At 48.7% G+C, this 24659-nt stretch carries 18 protein-coding genes; 1 reads left to right on the top strand and 17 read right to left on the bottom strand.

Annotated elements, in window-relative coordinates; translation table 11 throughout:
* Window positions 1-52: 52 nt before the first annotated feature.
* From kdpB to ytxJ, 6 genes are all read right to left on the bottom strand, one after another.
* Window positions 53-2053 carry a potassium-transporting ATPase subunit KdpB gene (gene kdpB, locus M1D71_RS01190; protein WP_458127126.1) on the bottom strand — a complete coding sequence of 667 codons (2001 nt, stop codon included), beginning with the start codon at window positions 2051-2053 and terminating at the stop codon, window positions 53-55.
* Between the two features lie 208 nt (window positions 2054-2261).
* Window positions 2262-3941, bottom strand: a complete 1680-nt coding sequence (gene kdpA / locus M1D71_RS01185) for a potassium-transporting ATPase subunit KdpA (RefSeq protein ID WP_458124928.1) — start codon at window positions 3939-3941, stop codon at window positions 2262-2264.
* A 59-nt stretch (window positions 3942-4000) separates the two neighbouring features.
* A complete protein-coding gene (locus M1D71_RS01180; RefSeq protein ID WP_353884092.1) occupies window positions 4001-4063 on the bottom strand; it encodes a potassium-transporting ATPase subunit F in 63 nt (20 codons plus the stop codon).
* Between the two features lie 324 nt (window positions 4064-4387).
* On the bottom strand, window positions 4388-5584 hold the full coding sequence (locus M1D71_RS01175) for a spr1629 family repressor/antitoxin (RefSeq protein ID WP_458124927.1): 1197 nt from the start codon (window positions 5582-5584) through the stop codon (window positions 4388-4390).
* Between the two features lie 38 nt (window positions 5585-5622).
* Window positions 5623-6390 (bottom strand): spr1630 family ClpXP-sensitive toxin, encoded by a 768-nt coding sequence (locus M1D71_RS01170; protein ID WP_458124926.1) that lies wholly within the window; start codon window positions 6388-6390, stop codon window positions 5623-5625.
* 112 nt (window positions 6391-6502) lie between these two features.
* On the bottom strand, window positions 6503-7042 hold the full coding sequence (gene ytxJ / locus M1D71_RS01165) for a bacillithiol system redox-active protein YtxJ (protein WP_458124925.1): 540 nt from the start codon (window positions 7040-7042) through the stop codon (window positions 6503-6505).
* 236 nt (window positions 7043-7278) lie between these two features.
* Here ytxJ and M1D71_RS01160 point away from each other — a divergent pair, with 236 nt between their 5' ends.
* Entirely contained in the window at window positions 7279-8136 is an 858-nt protein-coding gene (locus M1D71_RS01160; protein ID WP_458124924.1) for a hypothetical protein, read from the top strand.
* 101 nt (window positions 8137-8237) lie between these two features.
* Here M1D71_RS01160 and M1D71_RS01155 read toward each other — a convergent pair whose 3' ends face one another.
* The 11 genes from M1D71_RS01155 to M1D71_RS01105 form a co-directional block, all read right to left on the bottom strand.
* Window positions 8238-8666, bottom strand: a complete 429-nt coding sequence (locus tag M1D71_RS01155; RefSeq protein ID WP_458124923.1) for a VOC family protein — start codon at window positions 8664-8666, stop codon at window positions 8238-8240.
* A 269-nt stretch (window positions 8667-8935) separates the two neighbouring features.
* Window positions 8936-9163, bottom strand: a complete 228-nt coding sequence (locus M1D71_RS01150) for a DNA-binding protein (RefSeq protein WP_145326349.1) — start codon at window positions 9161-9163, stop codon at window positions 8936-8938.
* Window positions 9164-9350: 187 nt separating this feature from the next.
* Window positions 9351-10223, bottom strand: a complete 873-nt coding sequence (locus tag M1D71_RS01145; protein ID WP_458124922.1) for a sugar phosphate isomerase/epimerase family protein — start codon at window positions 10221-10223, stop codon at window positions 9351-9353.
* A gap of 12 nt (window positions 10224-10235) precedes the next feature.
* On the bottom strand, window positions 10236-11111 hold the full coding sequence (locus M1D71_RS01140) for a sugar phosphate isomerase/epimerase family protein (protein ID WP_458124921.1): 876 nt from the start codon (window positions 11109-11111) through the stop codon (window positions 10236-10238).
* Window positions 11112-11128: 17 nt separating this feature from the next.
* The gene (locus M1D71_RS01135) at window positions 11129-14260 is read right to left on the bottom strand and encodes an alpha-mannosidase (RefSeq protein ID WP_458124920.1); all 3132 of its coding nucleotides are present in this window, start codon (window positions 14258-14260) and stop codon (window positions 11129-11131) included.
* The gene (locus M1D71_RS01130) at window positions 14257-16569 is read right to left on the bottom strand and encodes a glycoside hydrolase family 3 N-terminal domain-containing protein (RefSeq protein WP_458124919.1); all 2313 of its coding nucleotides are present in this window, start codon (window positions 16567-16569) and stop codon (window positions 14257-14259) included. Before M1D71_RS01130 ends, M1D71_RS01135 begins: the two co-directional genes overlap by 4 nt.
* Before the next feature lie 46 nt (window positions 16570-16615).
* Window positions 16616-18835, bottom strand: a complete 2220-nt coding sequence (locus tag M1D71_RS01125) for a helix-turn-helix domain-containing protein (protein WP_458124918.1) — start codon at window positions 18833-18835, stop codon at window positions 16616-16618.
* Window positions 18836-19016: 181 nt separating this feature from the next.
* Window positions 19017-20651: an ABC transporter substrate-binding protein gene (locus M1D71_RS01120; RefSeq protein ID WP_458124917.1), complete on the bottom strand. Its 1635-nt coding sequence runs from the start codon at window positions 20649-20651 to the stop codon at window positions 19017-19019.
* Between the two features lie 128 nt (window positions 20652-20779).
* The gene (locus tag M1D71_RS01115) at window positions 20780-21688 is read right to left on the bottom strand and encodes a carbohydrate ABC transporter permease (RefSeq protein ID WP_458124916.1); all 909 of its coding nucleotides are present in this window, start codon (window positions 21686-21688) and stop codon (window positions 20780-20782) included.
* 15 nt (window positions 21689-21703) lie between these two features.
* Entirely contained in the window at window positions 21704-22681 is a 978-nt protein-coding gene (locus M1D71_RS01110) for an ABC transporter permease (RefSeq protein ID WP_105602244.1), read from the bottom strand.
* A gap of 314 nt (window positions 22682-22995) precedes the next feature.
* Window positions 22996-24408, bottom strand: a complete 1413-nt coding sequence (locus tag M1D71_RS01105) for an alpha-L-fucosidase (protein ID WP_458124915.1) — start codon at window positions 24406-24408, stop codon at window positions 22996-22998.
* Window positions 24409-24659 lie beyond the last annotated feature (251 nt).

The raw sequence follows: 24659 nt of genomic DNA, 5'->3' as shown, positions 1-24659 counted from the left end.
TCCTATTTTTCATTAGGATAAAAGAATAATGTTGATAAGCGTTGTTATCTCGTTAAAGAATTCCCGACAGAACCAAGTCAATCAGTTTAATCCCGATAAAAGGCACAATCACACCGCCTACGCCGTAGATAAACACATTGCGCCCGAGCAGCCTTTCGGCTGACATCGCCCGGTACTTAACCCCTTTCATCGCTATGGGAATGAGCAGTGGAATAATAATAGCGTTGAAGATTAGCGCTGACAGAATCGCAGACTGCGGTGAAGCTAGCTTCATAATATTCAGAGCCTGGAGCTGCGGCATGGCGAGAATGAACATGGCTGGAATGATGGCAAAATACTTCGCGATATCATTGGATATCGAAAAGGTTGTGAGCGCGCCGCGTGTAATCAGCAGCTGTTTGCCAATGGAGACAACCGACAATAGCTTGGTCGGGTCAGAATCCAAGTCAATCATGTTGGCCGCTTCTTTGGCCGCCATGGTGCCCGAATTCATCGCCAGGCCCACATCGGCCTGCGCCAGAGCAGGAGCATCGTTCGTACCATCGCCCGTCATGGCGACGAGTTTGCCCTCCTGCTGCTCTTTTTTGATCGCCGCAATCTTGTCCTCGGGCTTCGCTTCAGCAATAAAATCATCCACGCCCGCTTCCAACGCTATGGTCGCTGCGGTCAGCGGATTATCTCCTGTACACATAATGGTCTTGATGCCCATGGCGCGCATCTCGGCGAACTTCTCTTTCAGCCCTGGCTTCACGGTATCTTTCAAATAGATCACACCGTAGATTCGCTCATCGATGGCTACAGCAAGCGGCGTGCCTCCAGCCTTCGCAATACGATTTGCAATCTCATCCAGATCATCGGGTATGCGGCCTCCTTCGGAAGCAATATAACGTTTGATCGCATCCACGGCACCTTTACGAATCTTCATACCGTTACTCAGATTGAGACCGGACATCCGAGTCTCTGCTGTGAATTCCACATTTTCCGCATTCGCATACTCCGTCTCAGACCAGCTCTGGCCTTGTTTGCCTGCCAGTTCCACAACAGAACGTCCTTCCGGGGTCTCATCCCGTACAGAAGCCTGTAAAGCAGCTTGCGTCATCTCTGATGCAGTTATGCCCTGAACAGGAATGAATTCAGATGCCATACGGTTTCCGTATGTGATCGTCCCCGTTTTGTCCAAAATCAACGTATCGATATCCCCGGCCGCTTCCACCGCTTTACCCGACATGGCCAGCACATTGAACTGCGTTACACGGTCCATTCCTGCAATACCAATGGCGGATAGCAATCCCCCGATTGTAGTTGGAATTAGGCAGACGAGCAGCGCGATCAGAGTCGCCAGATCCAGTCGAATACCCAGGTAATTCGCCATCGGAACCATCGTCAGAATAACAATTAGAAAGATCAGGGTTAATACGGCGAGCAGGGTTGTCAGCGCGATTTCATTGGGTGTTTTCTGGCGCTGTGCACCCTCAACCAGAGAGATCATCCGGTCAAGGAATGACTCCCCCGGATCGGTCTGAACACGCATGACGATGTAATCGGACACGACGCGTGTACCTCCGGTAACGGAGGAGAAATCGCCTCCTGCCTCCTTGATAACTGGTGCGGATTCTCCCGTAATGGCCGATTCATCAATGGATGCCAATCCTTCTGTAATTTCACCGTCCGTTGGGATCAGTTCACCGACTTCCACACGGACCATATCGCCTTTTTTCAACTGGGTCGAAGAGACTTGCCGGATTGTTCCATCCTTCTGCACCAGATTGGCCAGGGTGTCCGACTTCGTCTTGCGTAACGTATCCGCCTGTGCCTTACCTCTGCCTTCTGCAAGTGCCTCCGCGAAGTTAGCGAACAGCAGCGTGAACAGCAAAATGAAAAACACGGCGATGTTGTACCCACGCCCAGCCTCGGATGCGGTGAAGAGATCGGGATTAATGCATAATAAGAGCGTAATGAATGTACCTACCTCGACAATAAACATGACCGGATTTTTGATCATGACCACCGGATTTAGCTTCTTGAACGCATCCAGTGAAGCCTGAAGTATCATATCCTTGCTTAACGATCGTTTCGATCCGGGATCACGTTGAATATTACCGCGGTTGTTATCCGGCTCATTGCCCTTCGATCTGAACATTTCTGTATCCATGTGTTGCATCGTCTGCTCCTTCTTTCGTTCGACTACATTCATCGTGCAATGCCACCTCCATACGTTACGTCCTTGCACCAATTCCTCTGTTGCTCCCCTGTTATATCCCTCATTGAATCATCGCCAGATGCTCTGCAATCGGTCCAAGGGCAAGCGATGGGAAGAACGTAAGCGCGCCGACTACAACGATCATCATGACCAAGGTGCCAGCAAACAGAGGTGTGTGTGTACGCAGTGTACCTGTAGTTACCGGCACAACCCGCTTCGTAGCGAGTGAACCCGCAATGGCCAGCATGGCGATCATCGAAGCGTACCTTCCCAGCAGCATAACGATACCAATCGCAATGTTGTAAAAGTCTGTATTGGCATTTAGTCCGGCAAAAGCCGATCCATTATTGGCCGCACCTGAGGCAAAAGCATAGAGAACCTCAGTCAGACCATGCATGCCCCCATTCGAGATGGAGGCAATGGCTTCAGGCCGCAGAAGCGCAAGTGCCGTTGGCGCAAGAATAATCAAAGGATGAATGAGCAACGCAATGGATGCGAGCTTCACCTCTTTGCCCTCAATTTTTTTGCCCAGAAACTCAGGTGTTCGTCCCACCATCAATCCACAGATAAACACAGCCAGAATCACATACAACAGTCCGTTGATTAGCCCTACTCCTTTGCCGCCAAACACGTTATTGAGCATCATCTGAGCCAGTGATACCATGCCTCCAAGTGGAGTGAGCGACTCGTGCATATTATTGACCGAACCTGTTGTAGCCGCTGTCGTGACCGCCGTGAATAAAGCCGATTCGGATATGCCGAACCTGACCTCTTTCCCCTCCATATTGCCTTGAAGGCCTGCTGCATCCAGTGCCGGTACACCGCGATATTCGGAGACAAATACGGTGGTCAACATCACAAGGAAAAGAAAACTCATCGCTGCGAACAATGCCCAACCCTGCTTCCGGTTATTGACCATCAAGCCGAAGGCGTATATCAGTGCAGTGGGTAACAGCATCATACAGACGATATGCACCAGATTGCTCAGGGCCGTCGGATTCTCGAATGGATGTGCAGCATTGGTTCCAAACCAGCCACCACCGTTGGTGCCAATGTGTTTGATCGACTCCAGTGAGGCGACCAGTCCACGTGAGATGGTCTGCTGCGCGCCTTCCAGCGTGGTAGCGTTCACCGCTCCTGCGAGCGTCTGAGGCACACCCTGGAACACGAGGAACAAGGCTACGATGAAGCTCAGTGGTAAAAAAATTCTCGTAATCGACCGTACAAGGTCGACATAGAAGTTGCCCAGTTCATCCCGGCGGCCTACCAGTCCGCGAATGAATGCAATGGCTACTGCGAATCCCGTCGCTGCCGACGTAAACATTGGGAACGTCACTGCCAGCATCTGTGACAGGTACGACAGGGCATTCTCGCCCGTATACGACTGCCAGTTCGTGTTGGTCATAAAAGATACAGCCGTATTAAATGCCTGTGCGGCAGGCATATTCCCGATCCCATCCGGGTTAAGTGGCAAATACTTTTGCAGCCGCAGCACCAAAAACATCAACACCAACATCACGAAGTTGGAGAGGAGAACCGCCGTAAGATACTTTTTCCACCCCATTGTTTCGTTCTCACGCACTCCCATCACTCGATAGAGCAGTCGCTCCGGTCCGCCAAAAACCTGATCCAGTCCCGTCCGTTGTCCATCGAACACGTTTACTATATATTTTCCTACCGGTTTCACCAGCAGCAGGATGATTAGCAGCGTCACCGCTACTTGCACTACACCAATACCCATATCCGTATTTCCTCCCTATTCGACGTTCCCTTGTTCCCGTATTACGCACATGGCCAGCATCAGAATTTCTCCGGCTTCACCAGCACATAACCGAGATAAATCACCAGTGCGAGCACAATCATGCCGATGACGATCATCTGGCTTCCCCCTCTCTACCCTCAAGCCTTCTCGCAGAATTGCACAAATCCCCAAAACACCGCAAACACCAGCACAACCAATCCAATCATCGTGGCATCATTCAACATTCGCCCTTCCTCCCTCTCTCACCGTTCTCTGCACCTGCTACATGTAAAATCGTAATACGAAACGCTGTAAAAAAGGGGTAAAGAAATACCTCCACAGGTGTAAAAAAAGCGTAAAAAAGACCCGCTCTCCTCAGCTCTGGGCTGAAAAGAACGGGTCTATGATCGTTTTTATACGGAGCAATCTATTACCTACTAGTCATTTCAAGAACTACGTGTAGGCATTTTCCTAACATTTTGAATACTAGTTGGTGGCTTGTTCGTCATGTACTTGTTAAAAAAGTCCGTGTTTATTCCTGTCATATGATGAAAGAAGGAAGTTTCCACTTTCCAATCCTCCTCAATCATATAACGGATATCCACAAGGCCTTTCTTGGAGAGCAGGTCAATAATGGTTTTGATTCGCATCGGTTTTTGAAGCGGAATTGTATGATCAAAAGGTTCCTTTTCCAAGTATCCTCTTCGGTGCATCGCCGCATAGAAATTACGATGATCCTTTGCCTCCATCATCCCTAAATGGGCTGCTCTGTACCCCAGCACTTGTAATGAAGTCTTCCATTTCTTTTTCAAGTCAAGATATTGATCGGGATTCGTCTTGTGAGTGATATCATTCATGTCCAATGAAAACTCTTCCTCAGGCAATAAAAATGCCCCCGCAAACAGATTGGCTTCATTCTCAATCAATTTGTGTTCTTTTCGGTCCAGATTGACAAACTCCAGACGATAATGAAGCAACAAATGACCAAGTTCATGTGCAATATCAAAATTCCTGCGAACCGCGGAACGTTTTATGTTACCCAGTATGATAAACGGACGATCGTTTCGCGTCCAAAGGCTGTACGCATCAATTTCCTCACCGATCGCCTTCTCAAAAACGTAAACACCACTTTTTTCAATCCAGAACATCAGGTTCTCATTCGTAGATGGCTCCAGATTAAGCCGTTGCCGCGCAAGATGTGCAACATAATGAATCTGAGTATCACGATCATCGTCTGAATGATTCATATATTCAATGGCCTCTTCCCTCAACTTGATGATATTCAGTGTGGGGAGGCTAATCTGAGCGGTGATATAATTGATGAACGTATCCAAATATTCTACGTGTTTTGCTTCTGTCTGTGTCTTGGAGATTACATTCAACACTTTTGAACGATAGGCGATGTTCATGACATCAATATTGGAGGAATTCATATGCTGTGCTAACATATCTTTTGCGTAAAAATACTTGCTTTTCACACTGAAAATGCGTTTCAACTCATTCACAATTGGCACTTTGGGAGAGGTATACGCATTTTCATATTGCCAGACTGCTTGTTCTGTCACACCTAATTGTTCGGAGAGCTGCTTTCTCGAATAACCATGCATGATCCGTAAATTGGTCAAATTTTCACCAACGAACATGCTGCTCCCTCCTTACTGGACTGCGAACCACCAGGGAATCAACCCCGTTGTTCTTCTTCCAAAATTTCAATATCATAAGCCGCCGGATCGACGATATCTTCCATATCTGGTGCAAGTACCTCACGGTCACTTTCATTTAACTCAGCACCTGAGATCAGATCCGACAAATCTTCTATAAAATAAGCTATATTATCATGCGGATTGGGCAGATAATGCTGAACCTTCGAAATTTGATATGCATCATCAATGGCATAAGTGAGTATGTGAAATTCATTATACGTAGATGCAAAATGTTCAACTTCTTCTTTCACACGACTGACCTGACTCTCTGAGAGTGGAAAAGACAGTTGCTCTACTCTCTCGACCTTACCTTGTCCAGTATGGAATGGTTGGCTTAAGGAGAATTTTAAGTCTTTATTAATCTTGGAGAGATCATGTAGATACGTACGGAACGCCCCCTTGTTATCGTCACCCATAGGTATCTTGGCTCTGGAAAAACTATTTTCATTAAAATAGGCAGCGTTCTTAATCAGAAATAGAACTTTTGAATCTGCGTGTGTGAACTGTAGGTAATCCCACGTTAAACCTGCTTTGGATTTTTTGTGAGTGAATCCCTCTTCACCGCGTTCAATGCAATAATCTGCGATTTTGCTCTCAATAAAATTACCCTTTGTCCAAGCAAAGGCTGAACTAATCTTCATGTTCGCTTTCCGATCTTTACGGTGTTCAATATAGTCATGGTATCCTTCAACAATAGCATCAACAATCATCTGACTATGTTCCGACTTGAACTTATATTGTTCCATATGGATCACTCCGATTCAGAAATATGAAGGCAAGTTATATTTTAATCGAAATTCGCATGCAAGGATATGATTTTTTTTGTTATTTTTAAAGTGAACCGGATTTTAATGGCCTCTATCCAAATGGATTCTGTGCCCACTGCAATAATCTCTTTTTCGTGATTTTGCCATGCGAGGTATGTTTGACGACTTTCCCTTGATCAAGCAACAGTATCTGTGGTGACTCATGATGAACCTCGGTCTCTTCCGCAATGTGGCGGGATAACGAGCGACTTTCAATCACTTTGACGATGCGGTAATCCATGGGTTGTTTGGGATCGGATGCATTGGTGCCTACAAACGCAATAAACTCTCTGTACGCTCTCGCACTGGTTGGACACGTCGTGCTGTGCTTCAGAATAAGCACCGGATGATCCTGTGAACGCTGGATTGCCTCTTCCCAGTCACCTGGTTTGTGCAATTCCCGGACATGCTCACTGAGCATATCTTCCGAGTCTGAACCTGCACGATTGCTAGCCACTGAACCAATGACAATGCCAAGCGCCACGCCAAAAGCAATCCCGAGTCCAAGCTGCTGCGTAGCCGTACCAATGATGACTCCCATAGCCGTTCCTATAGCAAGCCATAAGGCTTGATGATTTACTTTTTTCTTCATGCAGATCTTCCCTTTCTGAAATATGTATATCAATGCTATGTATATCAATGCTATATTTTCCACCTTATATTCTGATCAAATTATAGCATAGGCTTCAGCGAGCGGGCTTTGAAAATCTTTGTCTTTAGGTACAGATTTCAGTGATTGGATTTATGCAAAATGCTCATTTGTGATACACTGATTGTAATTTGGAAACGATGAACATGAAGAATGGATTGGAAGGGCGGAAATTCCATATGACATACGCATTTATGATTGAACCGCAGGATTTTATTGCGTTGGAGAACGAAGATGAGCTGATTGAGAAATGTCAGGAGTGGGGCCTGCTTTCCGGTAAAGCGACCAAACTCAAAACGTTCTATTATAAAGGAAACGGATTGAACATGCCGTGCACCATCATTGGATATGTCGATCACATGGCAGCCGTTATTCAACTGGATAATGGACAAAAGCATTGTATTCACCCGTCTTATCTGAAGGAAATGCAAGCCTCTAGCTACAACGCCAGAAGCATAAGCACAGCTGGATCAGAACGCAGCACGGAACCCTCAACTTCGGATACAGTCGCACCAGTTACCCCTGCTGATGTTACGCCAACTCCCGATGCACTGGCTAACCCGGATGAAATTCCGGTTGATCTGGATGATGCGGACGACACGGACACAGATGAATTCTCCTCGGGGCTGAAGGGTGATCCGGATGGGTTGGTGGAAGAGTATATTGGACCTCAAACCGGGGCAGCCAGTGAAGCCAAACCTAAAGCCAAAACAGCAAGCAAAGCCAAGACCGTCAAGATTGATCTGCCAGAAGGCAAAGTGAAGATGAGTGCCGTTGTCAAAGAATTCACCACTGTGCCGAATCACTTCTCTGACAATGATGATGAAGTCATCATCTATGAAGCAGTTACCATCACGGAGCCAGACGTCATCGATGTTGGGGAAGCCTGGTCGAGTCACAGTGCTACTGTTAAGAAACAAGAACTGGAAGTGGGAGATGTTATCACGTTTGAAGCGAAAATTATCAAGAAGAAGCTGACACGTAACCCAGTTCCCTATAAAATCAACAACCCTTCCAAGATTCAGAAGGAAGGTTAATCTCACTCCGTACAAGAAAAAATATAAAAACCTCCAAGACTGCCTGAAGCAGATCGCGGAGGTTTTTGCAATTTGAAAGCTATTTAGTGAAGAGTACACTCTTAAGCTTGTTCCGGTGTAGCACTGATCTGAAACTGTACACCGAACTTGTCAACTACCGAGCCGTAGGCTGGACTCCAGAACGTCTCTTGTATCGGCATTTTCACTTCGCCGCCGTCTTGCAGTTGGTTGAAAATTGCTTTGGCTTCTTCCGCCGTATCCGTGTTCACCGTAACCGTAACATGATTACCTACAGTGTGAGGCATACCTGGAAATGTATCGGACAACATTAATACCGAGTTGCCAATCTGCAAAGAAGCATGCATAATACGGTCTTTCGCTTCGGGCGGGATGGGGTGATTCGGGTCAGATGGACCGTCGCCAAATGTTTGAAGCGCCAGCACTTCGGCTCCAAATGCCTTTTGATAAAATTCTACCGCTTCACGTCCATTACCGTCTGTTACCAGATACACATTCAAGCTAATCGACATGCGTTCTTCATCTCCTTGGGCTCTTGTAATTATACGATTCACGCCACTTGCGACATGAGTATATATGAACAGGTTGTCCTTTGACAAGGATATATTTTTTCACTCAACTTCTGCAGACTTTTACACGATTAGGATTACCAACATATTCTTGATCCATCCCTCTCCTACTACTTCTTGCACTTGCATAGCACATTCTGTCCCTTTCCGATAAAAAAAAGACCACTCTCCCGAATCCTGTCGGTAAAATGGTTGTGTTCAATCCTATAAAGTTATCGCGTTTGAACGATGCTATCTATTTCACTTTTCAATAAGAGGTATCTGTGAACACTTCTCATGATCGGGACCTTCGTTAGTTTGTTCTTGTCCACGTACAGTTTCATCTGGTCTTTGGTCAAACCGAGCAAACTTCCAGCTTCCGATACCGTCAATACTACCTCTGGGTTCGTAGCATTAAACGTCCTCTTTACTTTCTGATTCCAGTCCTCGAATACCTGCATAGATCAGCGACCTCTCCTATCCATAGCCAGTTATTATCAGGCTGAATGTATCTATTATACCATACTTGTGCTACTTGTAGCTTAATCCTTGCACAGAACCATATTCTGTTAGGCTTATTCGACTGCTTTAGCATGACAAAAAGAGCCACTTCTGAACGTGGCCCTTGATAGTATCTCCATAATATTCTTACGCTTCTTCCCAGAAGCGACGCAGGTTGTCCATGGCGATCTTGGATGCCGATTTGCATTCCTCCATGCCCTCGAACTCTACTGTAATGTTGCCATCGTAACCGGAATCTTTGATCAGCTTTACAATTTTGCGGATCGGAATATCCCCTTGCCCAACGATGGCACCACGAAGGAAATTGCCGTAGGCCGTCAGAAACCACTCACCCTCACCCGGATGCTCATCATAAGGACGGAAGTAGAAGTCTTTGAAGTGGACCAGAGAAGCGTACGGCAGATTTTTCATGACACCGATGATGGGGTTCTCATCCACACACATGAAATTGCCAATATCGAGTGTTGTTTTGAAGTTGGGACGATCTACAGCATGCAGGACACGCTGCACCCGGTCACTCGCCTGCACGCTGAAGCCGTGATTCTCAATGGTTGTGGTGATACCAAACTGCGCGGCATAGTCCGCAATAATCTGGCTTCCCCGTACCATCAGAGGCAGATGTTCCTCGAACCAGGCAATGGTCATCTTCTCTTTCGGCAGGGTAAACGCCGTTACGTCATGACGCATATGTTTTACACCCATACGGTGTACGACATCCACATGCCTTTTGACACGAGCCATCTCTTCTGCAAACGCCTCTTCCGTCTCCTGCACGAAATTCGCTGGCATTGAGTAGTTGGACAGTTCAATACCCGCAATCGCCGCCCGCTCCCGAATCGCATCCGCCAGATCAGGATTATCCTCCACGGTATAACCGTAAGGCACCATCTCCATATGCTCGCCGCCGTTCGCCGCAATCCAGTCGATTACATCCAGCACCGTCATCTCACCCGAATTCAAATCGTTCAACAAACTATACGTGCTCAGGCCCACTTTCATCTGCTCAACTCCCTATCGATATTGTTGGATAAATTGAACTGCCTTGCGAATGTCCTTCTCCGGCTGATCGCCTACCTCACGTTCAATTGTCAGATAACCGGTGTACCCAATCTCCTGAAGAGCTGCAAAGTATCCGTCAAAATCAACGCCACCCTCACCCAGTGGCACCTCACGGAAAAACGTCCCGGAAGAGACCATCTCGGCAATCTTATCGTGATCCATAGGCGCATAACCGACTGCACCGTATACATCTCTTGGGTCCACTTCCTTCAGCCGCACCCCATCCTTCACATGGGTATGTACGATGTAATCCTTAAGCAGATGAACGCCCCGCGCCGGATCATCTCCGGTCACCATCACCATATTCGCCGGGTCAAAATTCACCGATACTCCGTTGGTCGACAGCGTATCCAGAAACCCTTTCAAATCAGCAGCCGTTTCCGGTCCTGTTTCAATGGCAAAGTATGCACCAACGCTTTTGGCGTATTGGCCCAGTTCCTCACAAGCAGCGTGCAGCGTAGCGTAGACTTCCGATGAGGGGTCATGCGGAACAATGCCGATATGTGTTGTGACGATGTTGGTGCCCAGATCCAAAGCGAGATCCACGATCCGCTTCGACTTCTCTACTTTCCACGGATTATCTTCCTTGACCTGAAACCCATGTCCGCCCAGATCGCCGACCAATGCTGAAATTTCGAGACCCAGAGAATCGATGTAACTCTTTAACTCTTTGCGCGCCGCAGGAGATAAATTTTCGGGATCCATCTCTCCCTTGACGGCGTAGATCTGCACACCTTCTGCACCTACGTCTTTGGCTTTGTTCAACCCTTCCCGTACGCCTACACCAAAGCTATCCACGATGACACCGATCTTGTTCGTTAATTTCATGTCATACCTCCTGAAGATTACGTATTTGGGTTCACCGGAACAAGTTTCACCGACTTAATCTCATACGGTTTGAAGGTTAGTTCGAATGCTCCATTCGCACCAGCCAACGGATGGATCTCATCCTCCAACAGATTAATGGTAGATGCCTTGATTTCCTTTTCAGCCCACTGGACATGCACCGTTTCTCTACTTCCTGATGATTCATAGAAACGCAGCACCGTTCCCGAGCCATCTTCTGCAGCCTTAATTGCATCCAGAATGACATGCTCACTCTGGAACTGAACCCAAGCGTGTTCGGCTGGCAATGGACCGGAATGCTGACTCGCTGCCACAACTTCCACCGGATGATTAAGCTCCATCGCCCGGCGAACCACGGCAGCTTGTCGCCAATCGCCCTGATGGGGCAGGAATGAATACGTGAATTCATGATTGCCCTGATCGGCATGTTCATCCGGCCATTTCGGGGCACGGAGCAGGGACAGACGGAGTGTGCGATCCTTGATGTCATACCCGTACTTGCAATCATTCAGCAAACTCACACCACTGTTGCCCTCTGAGATATCCGCCCAGCGATGCCCGCAGACCTCAAACTGTGCCTGTTCCCAACTGGTGTTGTTATGGGTCGGACGCTCCAGCGCTCCAAACGGAATCTCATAGGCTGCTTTGGCTGCCACCAGATCCACCGGAAAGGCCACCTTCAGCAGCTTATGGCTCTCATTCCAGTTCACTTTCGTATGGAAATCAACCCGCCGCTGGTGGCGATGCAAAATGATATCCTGGCTGATCTCGGAGTGATTCAGCTTCCAGCGAAAACGCAGTACATCTCGCGTAGCACCGTGCTGTACAACCTCTCTGGAGATCAACTGCACTGCACCTGCCCGCTGGGATTCAAATCGTGGATCGATATCCCATGCATCCCAGTACGTCGGTTTGTCGTGGAAAAACTGCCACTCATTCGCCCGATCACCGGGCTTCAGCCAGTCACGTCCTACCATTTTGTCATACCATCTAGTGATCTCTCCCAAGTCATTGAACTCAAGGGTATAGAACTCGGTGTCCCATGTGGAAGGGAAGGATTCTTCTTCCCTTACTGAAAGGATAACATCCGGTGCCTCGCGCAGCCATATAGTTGTATACCCAAAGGCAGGAATCGATGGAACATGCACGAGCAGTGTATACTTGTCTTCCTTTTGCTCAAGATCACAGGCCAGACGGTTCCCTTGACGGTCAAATGCAGCCAATCCGGCGAGGCGGGCATCCCCTGTAATAGTGATATTCTCTCCACGTTCCCAACCAAGGCTGTTGAATATAATGTAGGGGAGACCATCCACTCCATCTGTCGTAACCCTTTCCGCAAGGTTATCCAGCGTTTCCCGCAGTGCGGATGTACCGAGTGTAAATACCTTCGTGTACTCCTCGGTGGACGTTACGTATACTTCAGGAATCGACGTCCCCGGAATAATATCATGGAATTGGTTGAGCATGATCAGCTTCCAGCCTTCATCCAGGCCATTCTTTCTGTGCGCGGCGCAAGCTCCGGCAAACTGCCCCCAGATCTCCGCTTCCCGATACAATACCTCTGCCTTTCGGTTGCTACGTTTGTTCCTCGCATGAGTCGTGTACGTCCCGCGATGCAGCTCCAGGTACAAGTCCCCGTGCCATTTCGGCAACGTCGGTTTATTTATTGATATGTCTTCAAAAAAAGCGCCTGCTGTGCTGAATTTGCTGATCGGCTGTCCCACCATAAAATGGGACCGCTCCGCAAACTCCACCATCTCATCGGTTACGCCACCACCACCATCGCCATGTCCGTAAAGCAACATTTGCTCAGGGTGCACATCCTTTTGCTTGTATGATTGCCAATGTTCATCCACATCTTTGGGCCTTGTGTGCTCATTCACCCCATGATTCAGATAAGCGAGCACCGAAGTACCATCAATGCCTACCCAGTCGAACAGGTCATAAGGGAACGCATTGGTATCATTCCAATTCAGCTTCGTGGTCATAAAATAAGGGATATCCGCCAACTTAAGCATCTGCGGTAAGGAAGCACAGTAGCCGAAGGTATCGGGCAGCCATTCAATGTTGGATCGTTTGCCAAACTCCGCCTGATAGAAGTTCTGTCCATATAGAATCTGTCGAACCAATGACTCGCCGCTCGGAATATTCAGATCCGGTTCCACCCACATGCCTCCAACCAATTCCCAGCGGCCTTCGGCAATGCGGGCTTTCACTCGCTCGTACAGCTCCGGGTAATGATCCTTCACGAAGGCATACAGCTGCGGCTGGCTCTGGGAATACACAAAGTCTGGGTACGTGTCCATCAACGTACACATGGTCGAGAACGTGCGACTGGACTTGCGAACCGTCTCACGTACAGGCCACAGCCAGGCAATATCAATGTGGGATTGTCCAACCAGATGCATGAAGCCACTTCGATACTCCTCCGGGTCTTCCTGCTGTACCGACTGAGCCAATGCATGTTCGAAGTTCTGTATCCAGGCTGCATCACTCCACCGGTCTGGGTCATTGTACATCTCATCCATCACCTGATGAATGGCCTGAGTAAGCACCATCCGCTTGGGCTCCTTCTCGGTATATGCCCGGAGTGACTCCGCGAGTACCGTAACGCTGTACATCAGGCTCTGCAATGGCTGATTAACATGAACCAATGCTGCCCGGATGCCCCGAATGGGCGGCTGAATAACGGCTTGTCGGTTGAGTGGATCATGCGGCTCTGGAATCGGATCGTAGAGTTCAATCTCCAACTGCGGCGTATTCCCTGCCCGACTTCTTGGCAGAGGTACAAATCCGTGATTTCGATCCAGTCCGTGATAAGGTATGCCATTCACCTTCAACAGCCCTTCTCCTCCGGCTTCAAAGATCAACCCAACGGCTTGATCCTCCCAACTGTCCGGAATCTCCATACGTTTACTTAAAAAATATGTCGTTCCGTGTACGCTGTTGAGCGGATTCAAGCTTTGCATTGCCTTGTCTGTCTGCTCATCTTTATGTTCATATCCCTGTTCGTACTCGTATTCCCCTGGCCGAATGTATCTGGCTCTCTGCATCTCCCACGCTGGAAGCTCGATCGTATCCAGCCATTGCCGCTGCTTCAGATCTTCGATGAATCGCTGAATTCGAATCATACCTCCACCCCCACCTTCTGGATCTGCAGACTGCAAGCAGTCCATTCTGTGGAACTACGGCCAACCATGAGCCTGAATTCACCCGGTTCCACGACAGACTGGAGACGGGAGTCGACCAGTGCGAGGTGTTCCTTTTGCACAGGGAACGTAACGGTTTGGGTCTGTCCTGGCTCCAGATGGATTTTACGAAAACCTTTCAGTGACATTTCAGCCCGGGTGACCGAAGCCGATACATCGGTGATATACAACTGCACAACCTCGCTTCCCGCAACCGCGCCGGTATTCGTGACTTTCACCTGCACCTGTGCCTCGTCTTCCGGGCCGATTACGTCCGGTATAACCCTTACATTCTCGTATTTGAATTCGGTATAGCTCAGTCCATATCCGAACGGATACTGCGGCGCAAGATCCATCTCCAGATACCGCTTGCCACGAGTGCGTTTGGCATGATAGTAGACTGGGAGTTGACCAACATGCTTGGGAATGGAGACGGTCAGGCGACCCGATGGGTTCACATCGCCAAACAGAATATCTGCAATTGCGTTACCGCCTTCCTGTCCTGGGTACCACGCTTCCACAATGGCATGAACATGCTCATCAATCCAAGGTTCAGCAATGGGGCGGCCGTTAATATACACCACAATAACCGGTTTTCCCAACTTATGTACCTCCTGCACCAGCTCCAATTGAACACCCATGAGATTCAGGGATGCCCGATCAATACCCTCACCGCACTCCATGTCGTTCCATGGATCATCGGTTACCACAGACGCACCTGTCCGCAAGTCTATCGTACCTTCGCCAAAATCGCGGGCACTGGACCCTCCCATCACCATCACAATGGCATCCGCCTGTTCCGCACAGGCCAGCGCTTGCGCAAAGCCCTCTCTGGAGTCGCCTTTAATCCGGCAGCCAGGCGCGTACACCACCTGACCCGAATCAGTGCCAAGCTTGCGCGTAATGCCATCCAGTACCGTGACGATCTGCTCTCTCGGCTGTGGCGAGGTATAGTCCCCAAGTTGGTTATAGATATGGTTCGCGTTCGGACCAATGACGGCCAGCTTCGTGCCTGTTTTGGAGAGTGGCAGGGTAGCCCCTTCATTTTTGAGTAAAATAATCCCTTCTTGTGCAACTTCCCTCGCCAGCTGAATATGATCCTCGGATCCGATGACTTGTTCAGCAAAGTCAGGATCTACGAAAGGCTGTTCAAATAACCCGAGTCTGAATTTCAACTCCAACACCCGCCACACAGCCAAGTCCAGATCCTTCTCTTCGATCAGCCCCTGCTCCAACGCCTGACCGAGATGTTTGCGGTACATGTACCCGGACATCTCCATGTCTACCCCTGCCTGAAGGGACTGAGCCACGGCCTGCTCCCCGTTCTCAGCGGTGTTATGTCCATGGACCAGCATCTGAATGGCGCCAAAATCAGTAATCACGAATCCTTCAAAACCCCACTGCTCACGCAGAAGGTCATTCAGCAGATACGTACTGGACGTGCAAGGTACACCATCAATCTCGTTATACGCGGTCATGACAGAGCATGCTCCGGCTTCCACCGCTTTTTTGAACGGCAACAGATCTATTTCATGCAATTCACGTAATCCCATATGCACAGGTGCTGCATTACGCCCACCCTCCGAGCTGCCATAAGCCGCAAAATGCTTGAGTGTCGCGACAATCGTCTGGTTGGAATCGAGGCGATCACCCTGTAGTCCCTTCATCGCTTCTACTGCGAATTCACCAATCAAGTAGGGATCCTCCGCAAAACACTCCTCCGTCCGTCCCCATCTCGGGTCACGCACCACATCAAGCACTGGAGAGTAGGTTGCCGCTCCTCCCTGACTCCGGGTCTCCACAGCGATGGCTTCACACATCTTGCGGTATAACTCCATGTTCCACGTGCTGCCTACTGTTAACGGTACGGGAAACACAGTTGCTCCAATCGCCATATGTCCATGGGAACACTCTTCTCCGAACAAAATGGGAATGCCCAGCCGGGAATGCTCCATGGCATACTGCTGAATGACATTCGTCGCGACAGCCCCCTGCCGTGGGGACAGCCCCGTCTCAAGCGTCACTTCAGTCCATGGGTCGGCCCGAAGCACACCGTACAGAGAACCGACACCACCCTGTTCCATGTCCGCTTTGAACTCTTCCGTCACCTGTACTGTACCATCTGCTGCTTTATCATACGTCTTCCACCCCATCGGCTGAATGAGTTGTCCAATCTTCTCTGCTGTTGTCATCCGTCCGATCAGATCCTGAACCCGTTCCTGAATGGGAAGCGAAGCATCTTTATAGTCCATATGCACATTCTCCTTATGCGTTCGGAATTAGTTAGGCGCATTGCACTCACATGGCTTTGCGGTAGTCACTTGGTGCCACCCCCACCACGTTCTTGAAAGCCCGGTTGAAGGAATTATAGTTCGTGTAACCCACTTCCTCACTGATCTCCTGAATAGCCTTATCCGTCTCCTGCATGAGCAACTTGGCTTTTTCGATGCGATGACTAATGAGCAGATCCACAAACTTCTCCCCAATCTCATCCTTGAAAAGCTTGCTCAGATACTTCGGATTAATATCGAATAGATCACTAAGGTAGTTCAGTGACAGATCGGGATTGTTGTAATGCTCTTCAATGTATTTGCGAATCTCCAGAATATGTGATCTGTGTTTTCGGGAACAATGCAGCGTCTGCATCTGCAGCGCCAGTTCCCTGAATCCTTCCCAGCACAGCTCACGCAGATCGTCTAACGTCTCCCAGCCCTCAAGCCTTGGAAGAAGTGGAGTGAATATCGCTGCCCACGACTCCTGATACTCTCGTGGAAGTTCAGCGAATTCCCGATTGTAATGCTGAAATAACAATTGGATCGTATTCATAATCTCCTGACGGGACAGGACAGACTCACTAATCTGTTCAAATAGCCTATCAAAATGCTTTTCCCACACATCGTCCGATAAGCGCATTGCCTGTACCAGCAATGAGATGGTCTTCAGGAACTCATACACATCATTGGTCGAATTCGGCACATCGCTACAGGGAATGATACGATTCATCCCGAGTACAGCCTTGTACTCCAGCGCGTGCACAGCTTCTTTCAATGAAGCTCTCAGTCCCCGAATATCGACGGCAACCCGACCAACACCGATGGTCACAGTGAAGTTCAGATACTGATCGACTCTATCCAGATAACCAGCGAGCAATTGATGTTCGGTCTCCTCAGCCTGTTCCATTTCCGGAATCCAGAGGATGGCGTACAAACGCTGGTCGGAGATCCACTCAGCCCATACTTCCGTTCCTTCATGACATGCACTCTCCTGCAGAATGCTGGATAACACGAATTTCAGGAGGGATTGGTCCTGGTGATGATACTCCGTCACAAATGCATCATACCGATCCATCTCGACTACCATGACGGCCCAACGATGCTCCAGCTCAGGCAGTTTGAACTTCTTCATCTCTGCTGTCAGCTCGCTACCCGTAAAGTCTCGTGTGCCTTCCAAGAGTTCCTGAAAGAACATTCTTTTCTGCAAAATCAGATTCTCTTCATGCTCCTCCTGATACTGCCTCGTCTGATCAATCATGCGTTCCAGTGTCGTATGGATGAATCGGAACTCATTCTCCTTGCCATAGTTCAGCCCCGATTGCTTCTGCGAAGAGACGGTCTGAATTAACGTGACAATCTGCTGAATTGGCTTATAATTCCTGCGGGTCACATAGATCACCCACACTACCCCGATTAATACAACCACTACCGCAAAAGCAAACCAGATATTATAAAATTGCAGAGCCCATTTGACGATTTCGCCATTATTGAGACCTGTCTGCACCTTCCATCCGCTATAGCTTGAGGTGAATTCGGAGAAGACTTCTCCCGACGTGGTTTTAGTAGAAGCTTTAACTCCTTCTGACATGCTGCTATCCCACAGATTGCCGCCCGAACGGTTGAAGATGTTCACAAACGTAAATTCCGGATCATACATCTGCATGATGGATTTCCTCAGGGTACTCAGGTCCACGTTCGTGACCACAAGTCCTTTGCCGTTTCCTACACTTCGCACAATCGTAATCACTTGCTCAGCTGCTTGCGAAGAAAAAGCTCGGAACGCTCGTGCTCCTGCCCACTTCTGTTCATCCCTTGACCGGCTGTCTGCAATAAATTCTGCATCCGGGAACTCTTCAATCGGGACAGCCTTCCCGTTACTGAAGACCGTGCCATCCCCGTATCGAACGAGATAAATCGAATCAATCAGCGGATACTCTATTTTCAATTCATCAACCACCTGGACCGCCTGAATGCCGGCATATACATCTTCGCTGCCAGATACCGAGAAATAATTCTTCAAGTTAGGGTTGGTCAAAATCTCACGCAGTACCTTGAAGTCGATGGAACGCAGGGAGTTGTCCAGATATTGCGTGACCTGGGAGGCCAGGAATTCATTGGCCTTGAGTGCTTCTCTACGATTCTGTTCATTGAATACCTGGAAGAAAATGAAGAATAGAATGGTCGTCACAATAAAGAAAACAGGCAGATACGATAACAGCAAACGCCTAAACCAATTGTTGTTCATCTCCGAGATCCCCCCACAACTGTTTATACGCATGATGACAATCACAATTCCTCGCGTTGGTTGTTCATTTTCCCATAAATATTCAGTAAATGATATTGGATGACGTGGGGTTGTCATAGGAGAAGACCATCCCGGTCACGGGTGACAGACGGGACAGCCTCTATATTGATTCCTTCAACAATTATTGATTCTTCTCAATGGCACGCTGGTAGATTTCAAGGTAATTACTCAGTCCAAGGCCATCGAAGCCTTTGACATACGAATCCCATTCCTTATCAATGCTCTTGCTGCCAATAATGAACTGTGCCATATTCGTCTGCACATAATCCTTGATTGCGGTAGTCAGTTGTGCAGCTGATTCCGTATCCTCTGGTCGAATAAACACGTTCGCAGGGTACACTTCTTTGGGTCCATAAGGTTCATACACATTGGTTGCTTGAGCCAGACGTGTACCGTAACCCTCTGCTTCTAATGGATTCTGTCCTTCTGCAAACAAATTACGGAACGTGTTGGACAAGTCATGCGCTCCGATCTGTGACCAGCTCTCGTTCACAACGACGTTCGGATCACGCTCAGGCAGGTTGTAGTAGCTGTATTTGGCCGGCTCGCCATTGATGTTTTTCTCATCAGCATCTGCTTTCTTCCAGCCCTTGCCTTCGGTTGGACCATACTCCGCGTACAGTGCACCTTCCTCACTGAACATGTAGTCGACAATTTTGATGGCAGCAATCTGCTGTGCTTCTGTCGCTTTGTTCGTGATGGCAAACTCAAACTCACCTACGCTCTGTGTGGCGCCTGTCGTTTGCACCCCATCCGGTCCTTTCAATGGAGGAACGATCTCCCAGTGCTGGTGACGGGTGATGTCTTTGTCATAGGTATTCACGAGATAACTGACCAGCGCCGTCGTAATGGAGCCGACCACTTCATCGCCTTCCTTGTTGCCCAGTTGTCCGATTGCCTGATCATTTTGTGTAAAGGAAGCCGGATCAATCAGGCCATCTGCATACAGCTTGTTCATGTACTCCAGCCCTTTCTTCCAGCCTTCCTGATTAGCGGCAAAACTCACCTTGCCATCGTTCACGATCAGGTACTTGTCGTTATCATTGTAGATAAAGCTATTCATCAGGTAGGCATCAATGTTGCCATTCCATACATACTTGTTCGGTGCACCTGTAAGTGGAATCTCGTCCGCTTTCCCATTACCATTCGGATCTTGTGTCTTAAACGCCTTCAGAACTGTATACAGTTCATCTGTTGTGGTTGGCATTTTCAGACCCAAATTATCGAGCCACTCTGTGTTGATCCAGTATTTCTGTGCATACGTACAGTGGTAACATTCATTGAAGATCGGCAGCGCATAGATGTTGCCATCCGGTGCTGTGATGGCTTCTTTGAAGTATGGCTTCTCTTCAATAATCTTGGTCAGATTCGGACCATACTTCTGAATTAGATCTTGCAGCGGAAGAAACACGCCCTGTTTTCCATAGGTTTGAAGGTCTGAGGTGGTGAACTTGCCGTGAAGAAACACTTCGGGATAATCACCACTAGCCAGCAGCAATTGTCTGCGATCCTGCAAAGCGTCTGTTGGGGCCAGATCCCATTTCAGGGTCACGTCGAACTTGTCTTCGATAAATTGGGTAAATTCATTCTCTTCCATGGACGCTTTGCCTTGCGGAGCAAAGAAGGTCATTGTGACAGGACCTCCGCTCTCACCGCTACCGTCGCTACCACCCGATTCCTCGGATGAACTGCATGCGGACAACAAAGCCATCGAAGCAAAGACCAGAAACAACATCGAAATCCAAGATTTTCTCAATCTGACTCCTCCTTTTTGTTCATAACGGCAAATTATTGGGTTGTAGTGCAAGCATATAAAATCGACCCCGGAAGCCGGCGTGTTCCTTCACCTCCTTTCAAGAGGCAACCGGGCTCAATTCACAAGGATTAACCTTTGAGGGAACCAACCATGACCCCTTTGACAAAATGCTTCTGTACAAATGGATACATGATCAGAATGGGAATGCTCGCAACAACAATCAGTGCATATTTCAACACCTGCTCAAACCCTTGATCCCGCATCTGTTGGCTGGTGTTGGCGAGCATCGCCGGATCAGCCGCGTTCAGGATGAGCAGATTGCGAAGCACGTATTGCAGAGGGAACAACTTCTCGGAACGCAGGTAGATCAGTGCATCAAAATACGCATTCCAGTGACCTACGGCATACATGAGTGTCATGACTGCCAGAATAGGCTTCGATAAGGGAAGAACCACGCTGACCAGATACCGGATATCCCGGCAACCGTCCATTTCTGCGGCCTCTCCAAGCTCTTCCGGGATGGAAGACTGGAAGAACGTTCTCGCCACGATGACCTGGAACACCGCGAGCGCCCCGGGCAGCCACATCGCCCAGCGTGTATCGAGCAGGTGCAAGTCCTTCATCAACAGGTAGGTGGGAATCAGACCGCCATCAAAGAACATTGTGATCATCATGAAAATGATGATCACCCCTCGTCCGTAGAACGACTTGCGTGATAGGGGATACGCCAGCATGACGGTCAGTGCCACGTTAATGAACGTGCCTACTACGGTGTAAATGATCGTGTTATAGAAACCGAGCATAAGCTGTTGGCTTTTGAATATGGAGATGTACGCCTTGATATTAAAATCGACCGGGAACAGCCACACCTGACCGGATGTCACGGCTCGTGAAGAGCTAAACGAAGAACTGATGATATACAAGAGCGGGTAAAACACCGTTAGCAGTATGGCGAACAGAAAGATATAGTTGAATGTCATGAAAATACGATCACCGAGCGGGTCCTTGATCCGGTTACGATTAATCAGGTTGAACATGGATAAGCTCCTCCTTTACCACAAGCTGTTCTGGGATACTTTGCGGGATATGCCGTTGACGATAACCAGCAGGATCAGGTTGATAATGGAGTTGAAGAACCCTACTGCCGAGGAGAAGCTGAAATTTGCCCCGATCAGACCGACCTTGTACACATACGTGGAGATGACCTCCGAAGCGCTTGTGTTGAGCGGATTCTGCATCAGGTATATTTTCTCGAAGCCCACGCCCATAATACTTCCCAGACTCAGAATCAGCATGATGACGGTGACTGGAACGAGTGTTGGAAGGTCGATGTGCCAGATTTTCCGAAGCCTTGATGCGCCGTCCATCTTTGCTGCTTCATAGAGAGATGGATCAACACCAGCAAGGGCGGCAATGTATATGATTGATGAATATCCCATGCCCTGCCAGACACCTGACCAGACATATATCGATTTGAAGTATTCGGGAATACCCATGAAGTTGGTCATCGGGAAGCCGAGCAGTGTGAACAACTTGTCTACCACGCCCACATGCGGGGAGAGCATCAGAATGATAATGGATACCATGACAACCGTGGAGATAAAATGCGGAGCGTAGGTAACCATCTGCACGGTCTTCTTAAAGTAACCCGTTCGAATCTCATTCAGCGCCAGGGCCAGCAGGATCGGAATGGGGAAACCCGCAATTAAGGAATAGAAGCTGATTCCTATCGTATTCTTGATCAGTAGCCAAAAGTTTGGAGATTGGAAGAAGGCTTCAAAGTGTTTGAATCCGACCCACGGGCTTCCCCAGATTCCTTTGACTACACTGAAGTCCTTGAAGGCGATCTGGACACCCACCATAGGAATGTACTTGAAGATCAACAGATACAACACCGGGGGCAGCACGAGCAGGTATAGCTCCCAGTGCTTCTTGAGGCTTTTGATGAATGGATGCTGCCGCTTGGGCTCCACATGTTTCCTCTGCTGGAGTTCCATCTTGGCGGGTATGCTTTCCGTAGCTCGACTCATTTGCGTCACTCCTTCTACACCTCAAGTGTAATAATACATTACATTTACATCCCTTAAACATCCTTTTTTCTGTTCTTAATTCCCTGTTTAACAAAGATGATGTAAACATTCATATCAGGTAGCGCTTTCTTGATTTGATAGTACCTCGTACAGTAATCTTTTATCAATTTGCAATTTTCTCCGACTTCTCTTTATTCTAAAAAACCTTGTGTGGCAAGCGATTGCGGGCCATTTCTATTGGGAATTGTGTCCCTTATGTATGAATATAAAAATCCCGGAGGCTGTTATATCTCCCCCGGAATTGACATGGTATTCTATGCGCTTATGACCAATCTGAACGTGTATGTGATCGGTGCTTCACTGGTTGCAGCGGATTGTGGCAGATCCACAAGAAGCCCATCTTCTGTCTGCTGATACGAAAGTACGTCATCGGTGCCGACGAGTTCGATCCGCTCTACCTTTTCCGGATAAGGAATGATTAACTGTGGTTGTACGGTCTCATTCTCGTTTCGGTATATACGGAAGGCGTATACAGTGTTGATCTCTTCTTTCTGCGTGAAAGCCCAATCCTTCGTAAAATAAGGCCCGCATATCCGGGTTCCATAAACACCTTCTCCGTGAGTACCCAGCCATTCACCGAGGCCCTTGATGCCTCGAATTGCCCCTTTTGGCAGACGCCCATCGGGTTGCGGTCCTACATTCAGTGCCAGGTTACCACCCTTGGACACGACTTCGAGTAGAATATGTGCCAGCTGTCTTCCCGTTTTATACTGATCATCGAATCCGAAGGCAAAGGAGTTGCCCACGGTAATACAACTTTCCCATGGAATATTCATCGGATGTTCCGGTATGGTCTGCTCGGGAGTAACGATATTCTCATACGGCCCACCCACGGTGCGATCTGCGGACAGAAGCCACGGCTGTGTGGTCTGACGCGCCCGTTCCACGACTTCACCCAGCCTGATATCCTGACCGTGGCGACCTTCGCGCACCCACCCAGCATCCAGCCACAGACATTCGATCCGTCCGTAATTCGTCAGCAGCTCCATGATCTGCTCATGTGTGAACTCCACGAATTTCTCCCACAGCCATGGATACTTATGGGGATCATACGAGGGCCCGCGCCACATATGACGTCCACGCTCCATGCCTGGTGCCCAGTAATACGGGGTATGCCAGTCCGCTTTGGAGAAGTACGCTGAGATGCCCAGTCCTTTGGCCCGGAAAGCGTCAAATAGCGCTCGACAGATGTCTGCATACTTATGAGTATGAAAAGGCGTGTCCTTTCCCGTAATCCGGTAATCCGTCGTCTTGGTATCCCACATGCAGAAACCGTCATGGTGCTTGGTGGTAAACAGGAAGTATTTGAATCCGTTGTCTGCCGCCATCTGTGCCCATTCCTCGGGCTGGAAGCGAATCGGATTGAAGGTTTTGTTCAGATCGAAATATTCCCGTTTGAAGTCTTCCATATCATCCGTCCAGTCGATGTCGTCGCGCGACCAATCGCCATCCTCGTCGCTCAGCGCCCAGGACTCCACGAGACCAAGCTGGGAATAGGGTCCCCAGTGCATCATTAGCCCCAGCTTCTGGTCTTTGAACCACTCCAATCGCTCATTCAGCAGCGGATCTTCCGGTTTGATCCACTCTTCCTCTTTGCTAAAATTGTGCACGCCAGCTTCCACGATCTGTTCTTCCTGCTCCAGTACGGTTTCTTTGGTTTCGCTCATCCTGATTCATCTCCTTTGGATTAGATAAAAGATAAACCATACATGTTACGCCCGGTCACTCCAAGTGCAGTACCATCTTCCGATCGCTGTTATCCCCAGATTTCTTTCATTTCACTTTATAATTGTTGGAAATCCGGTGATAAAGGCGAGCGCTTCGCTTCTTCAGATTGGTTCTGCACTCTTCGTTTTGGCGTAAACGCTTAGTTTAACTATTAAGGGGCGTAGTAACTCCGTTATTTCGAGTGCAGTGC

Source organism: Paenibacillus sp. Z3-2, from assembly GCF_054161325.1.
Note: the sequence above shows the minus strand (reverse complement) of the source record. Positions and strands in the feature narration are given on the sequence as shown.

Bases quoted from the DNA above. Each gene is read 5' to 3' on its own strand.
- kdpA (WP_458124928.1), bottom strand. From the start codon at position 3,941: ATGGGTATTGGTGTAGTGCAAGTAGCGGTGACGCTGCTAATCATCCTG.
- M1D71_RS01145 (WP_458124922.1), bottom strand. From the start codon at position 10,223: ATGAAAGTGGGCCTGAGCACGTATAGTTTGTTGAACGATTTGAATTCG.
- M1D71_RS01155 (WP_458124923.1), bottom strand. From the start codon at position 8,666: ATGTCGATTAGCTTGAATGTGTATCTGGTAACAGACGGTAATGGACGT.
- M1D71_RS01130 (WP_458124919.1), bottom strand. From the start codon at position 16,569: ATGGACTATAAAGATGCTTCGCTTCCCATTCAGGAACGGGTTCAGGAT.
- M1D71_RS01125 (WP_458124918.1), bottom strand. From the start codon at position 18,835: ATGAACAACAATTGGTTTAGGCGTTTGCTGTTATCGTATCTGCCTGTT.
- M1D71_RS01175 (WP_458124927.1), bottom strand. From the start codon at position 5,584: ATGTTCGTTGGTGAAAATTTGACCAATTTACGGATCATGCATGGTTAT.
- M1D71_RS01135 (WP_458124920.1), bottom strand. From the start codon at position 14,260: ATGATTCGAATTCAGCGATTCATCGAAGATCTGAAGCAGCGGCAATGG.
- M1D71_RS01140 (WP_458124921.1), bottom strand. From the start codon at position 11,111: ATGAAATTAACGAACAAGATCGGTGTCATCGTGGATAGCTTTGGTGTA.
- M1D71_RS01110 (WP_105602244.1), bottom strand. From the start codon at position 22,681: ATGAGTCGAGCTACGGAAAGCATACCCGCCAAGATGGAACTCCAGCAG.
- M1D71_RS01115 (WP_458124916.1), bottom strand. From the start codon at position 21,688: ATGTTCAACCTGATTAATCGTAACCGGATCAAGGACCCGCTCGGTGAT.
- M1D71_RS01105 (WP_458124915.1), bottom strand. From the start codon at position 24,408: ATGAGCGAAACCAAAGAAACCGTACTGGAGCAGGAAGAACAGATCGTG.
- kdpB (WP_458127126.1), bottom strand. From the start codon at position 2,053: ATGATACTTCAGGCTTCACTGGATGCGTTCAAGAAGCTAAATCCGGTG.
- M1D71_RS01150 (WP_145326349.1), bottom strand. From the start codon at position 9,163: ATGCAGGTATTCGAGGACTGGAATCAGAAAGTAAAGAGGACGTTTAAT.
- M1D71_RS01170 (WP_458124926.1), bottom strand. From the start codon at position 6,390: ATGGAACAATATAAGTTCAAGTCGGAACATAGTCAGATGATTGTTGAT.
- ytxJ (WP_458124925.1), bottom strand. From the start codon at position 7,042: ATGAAGAAAAAAGTAAATCATCAAGCCTTATGGCTTGCTATAGGAACG.
- M1D71_RS01160 (WP_458124924.1), top strand. From the start codon at position 7,279: ATGACATACGCATTTATGATTGAACCGCAGGATTTTATTGCGTTGGAG.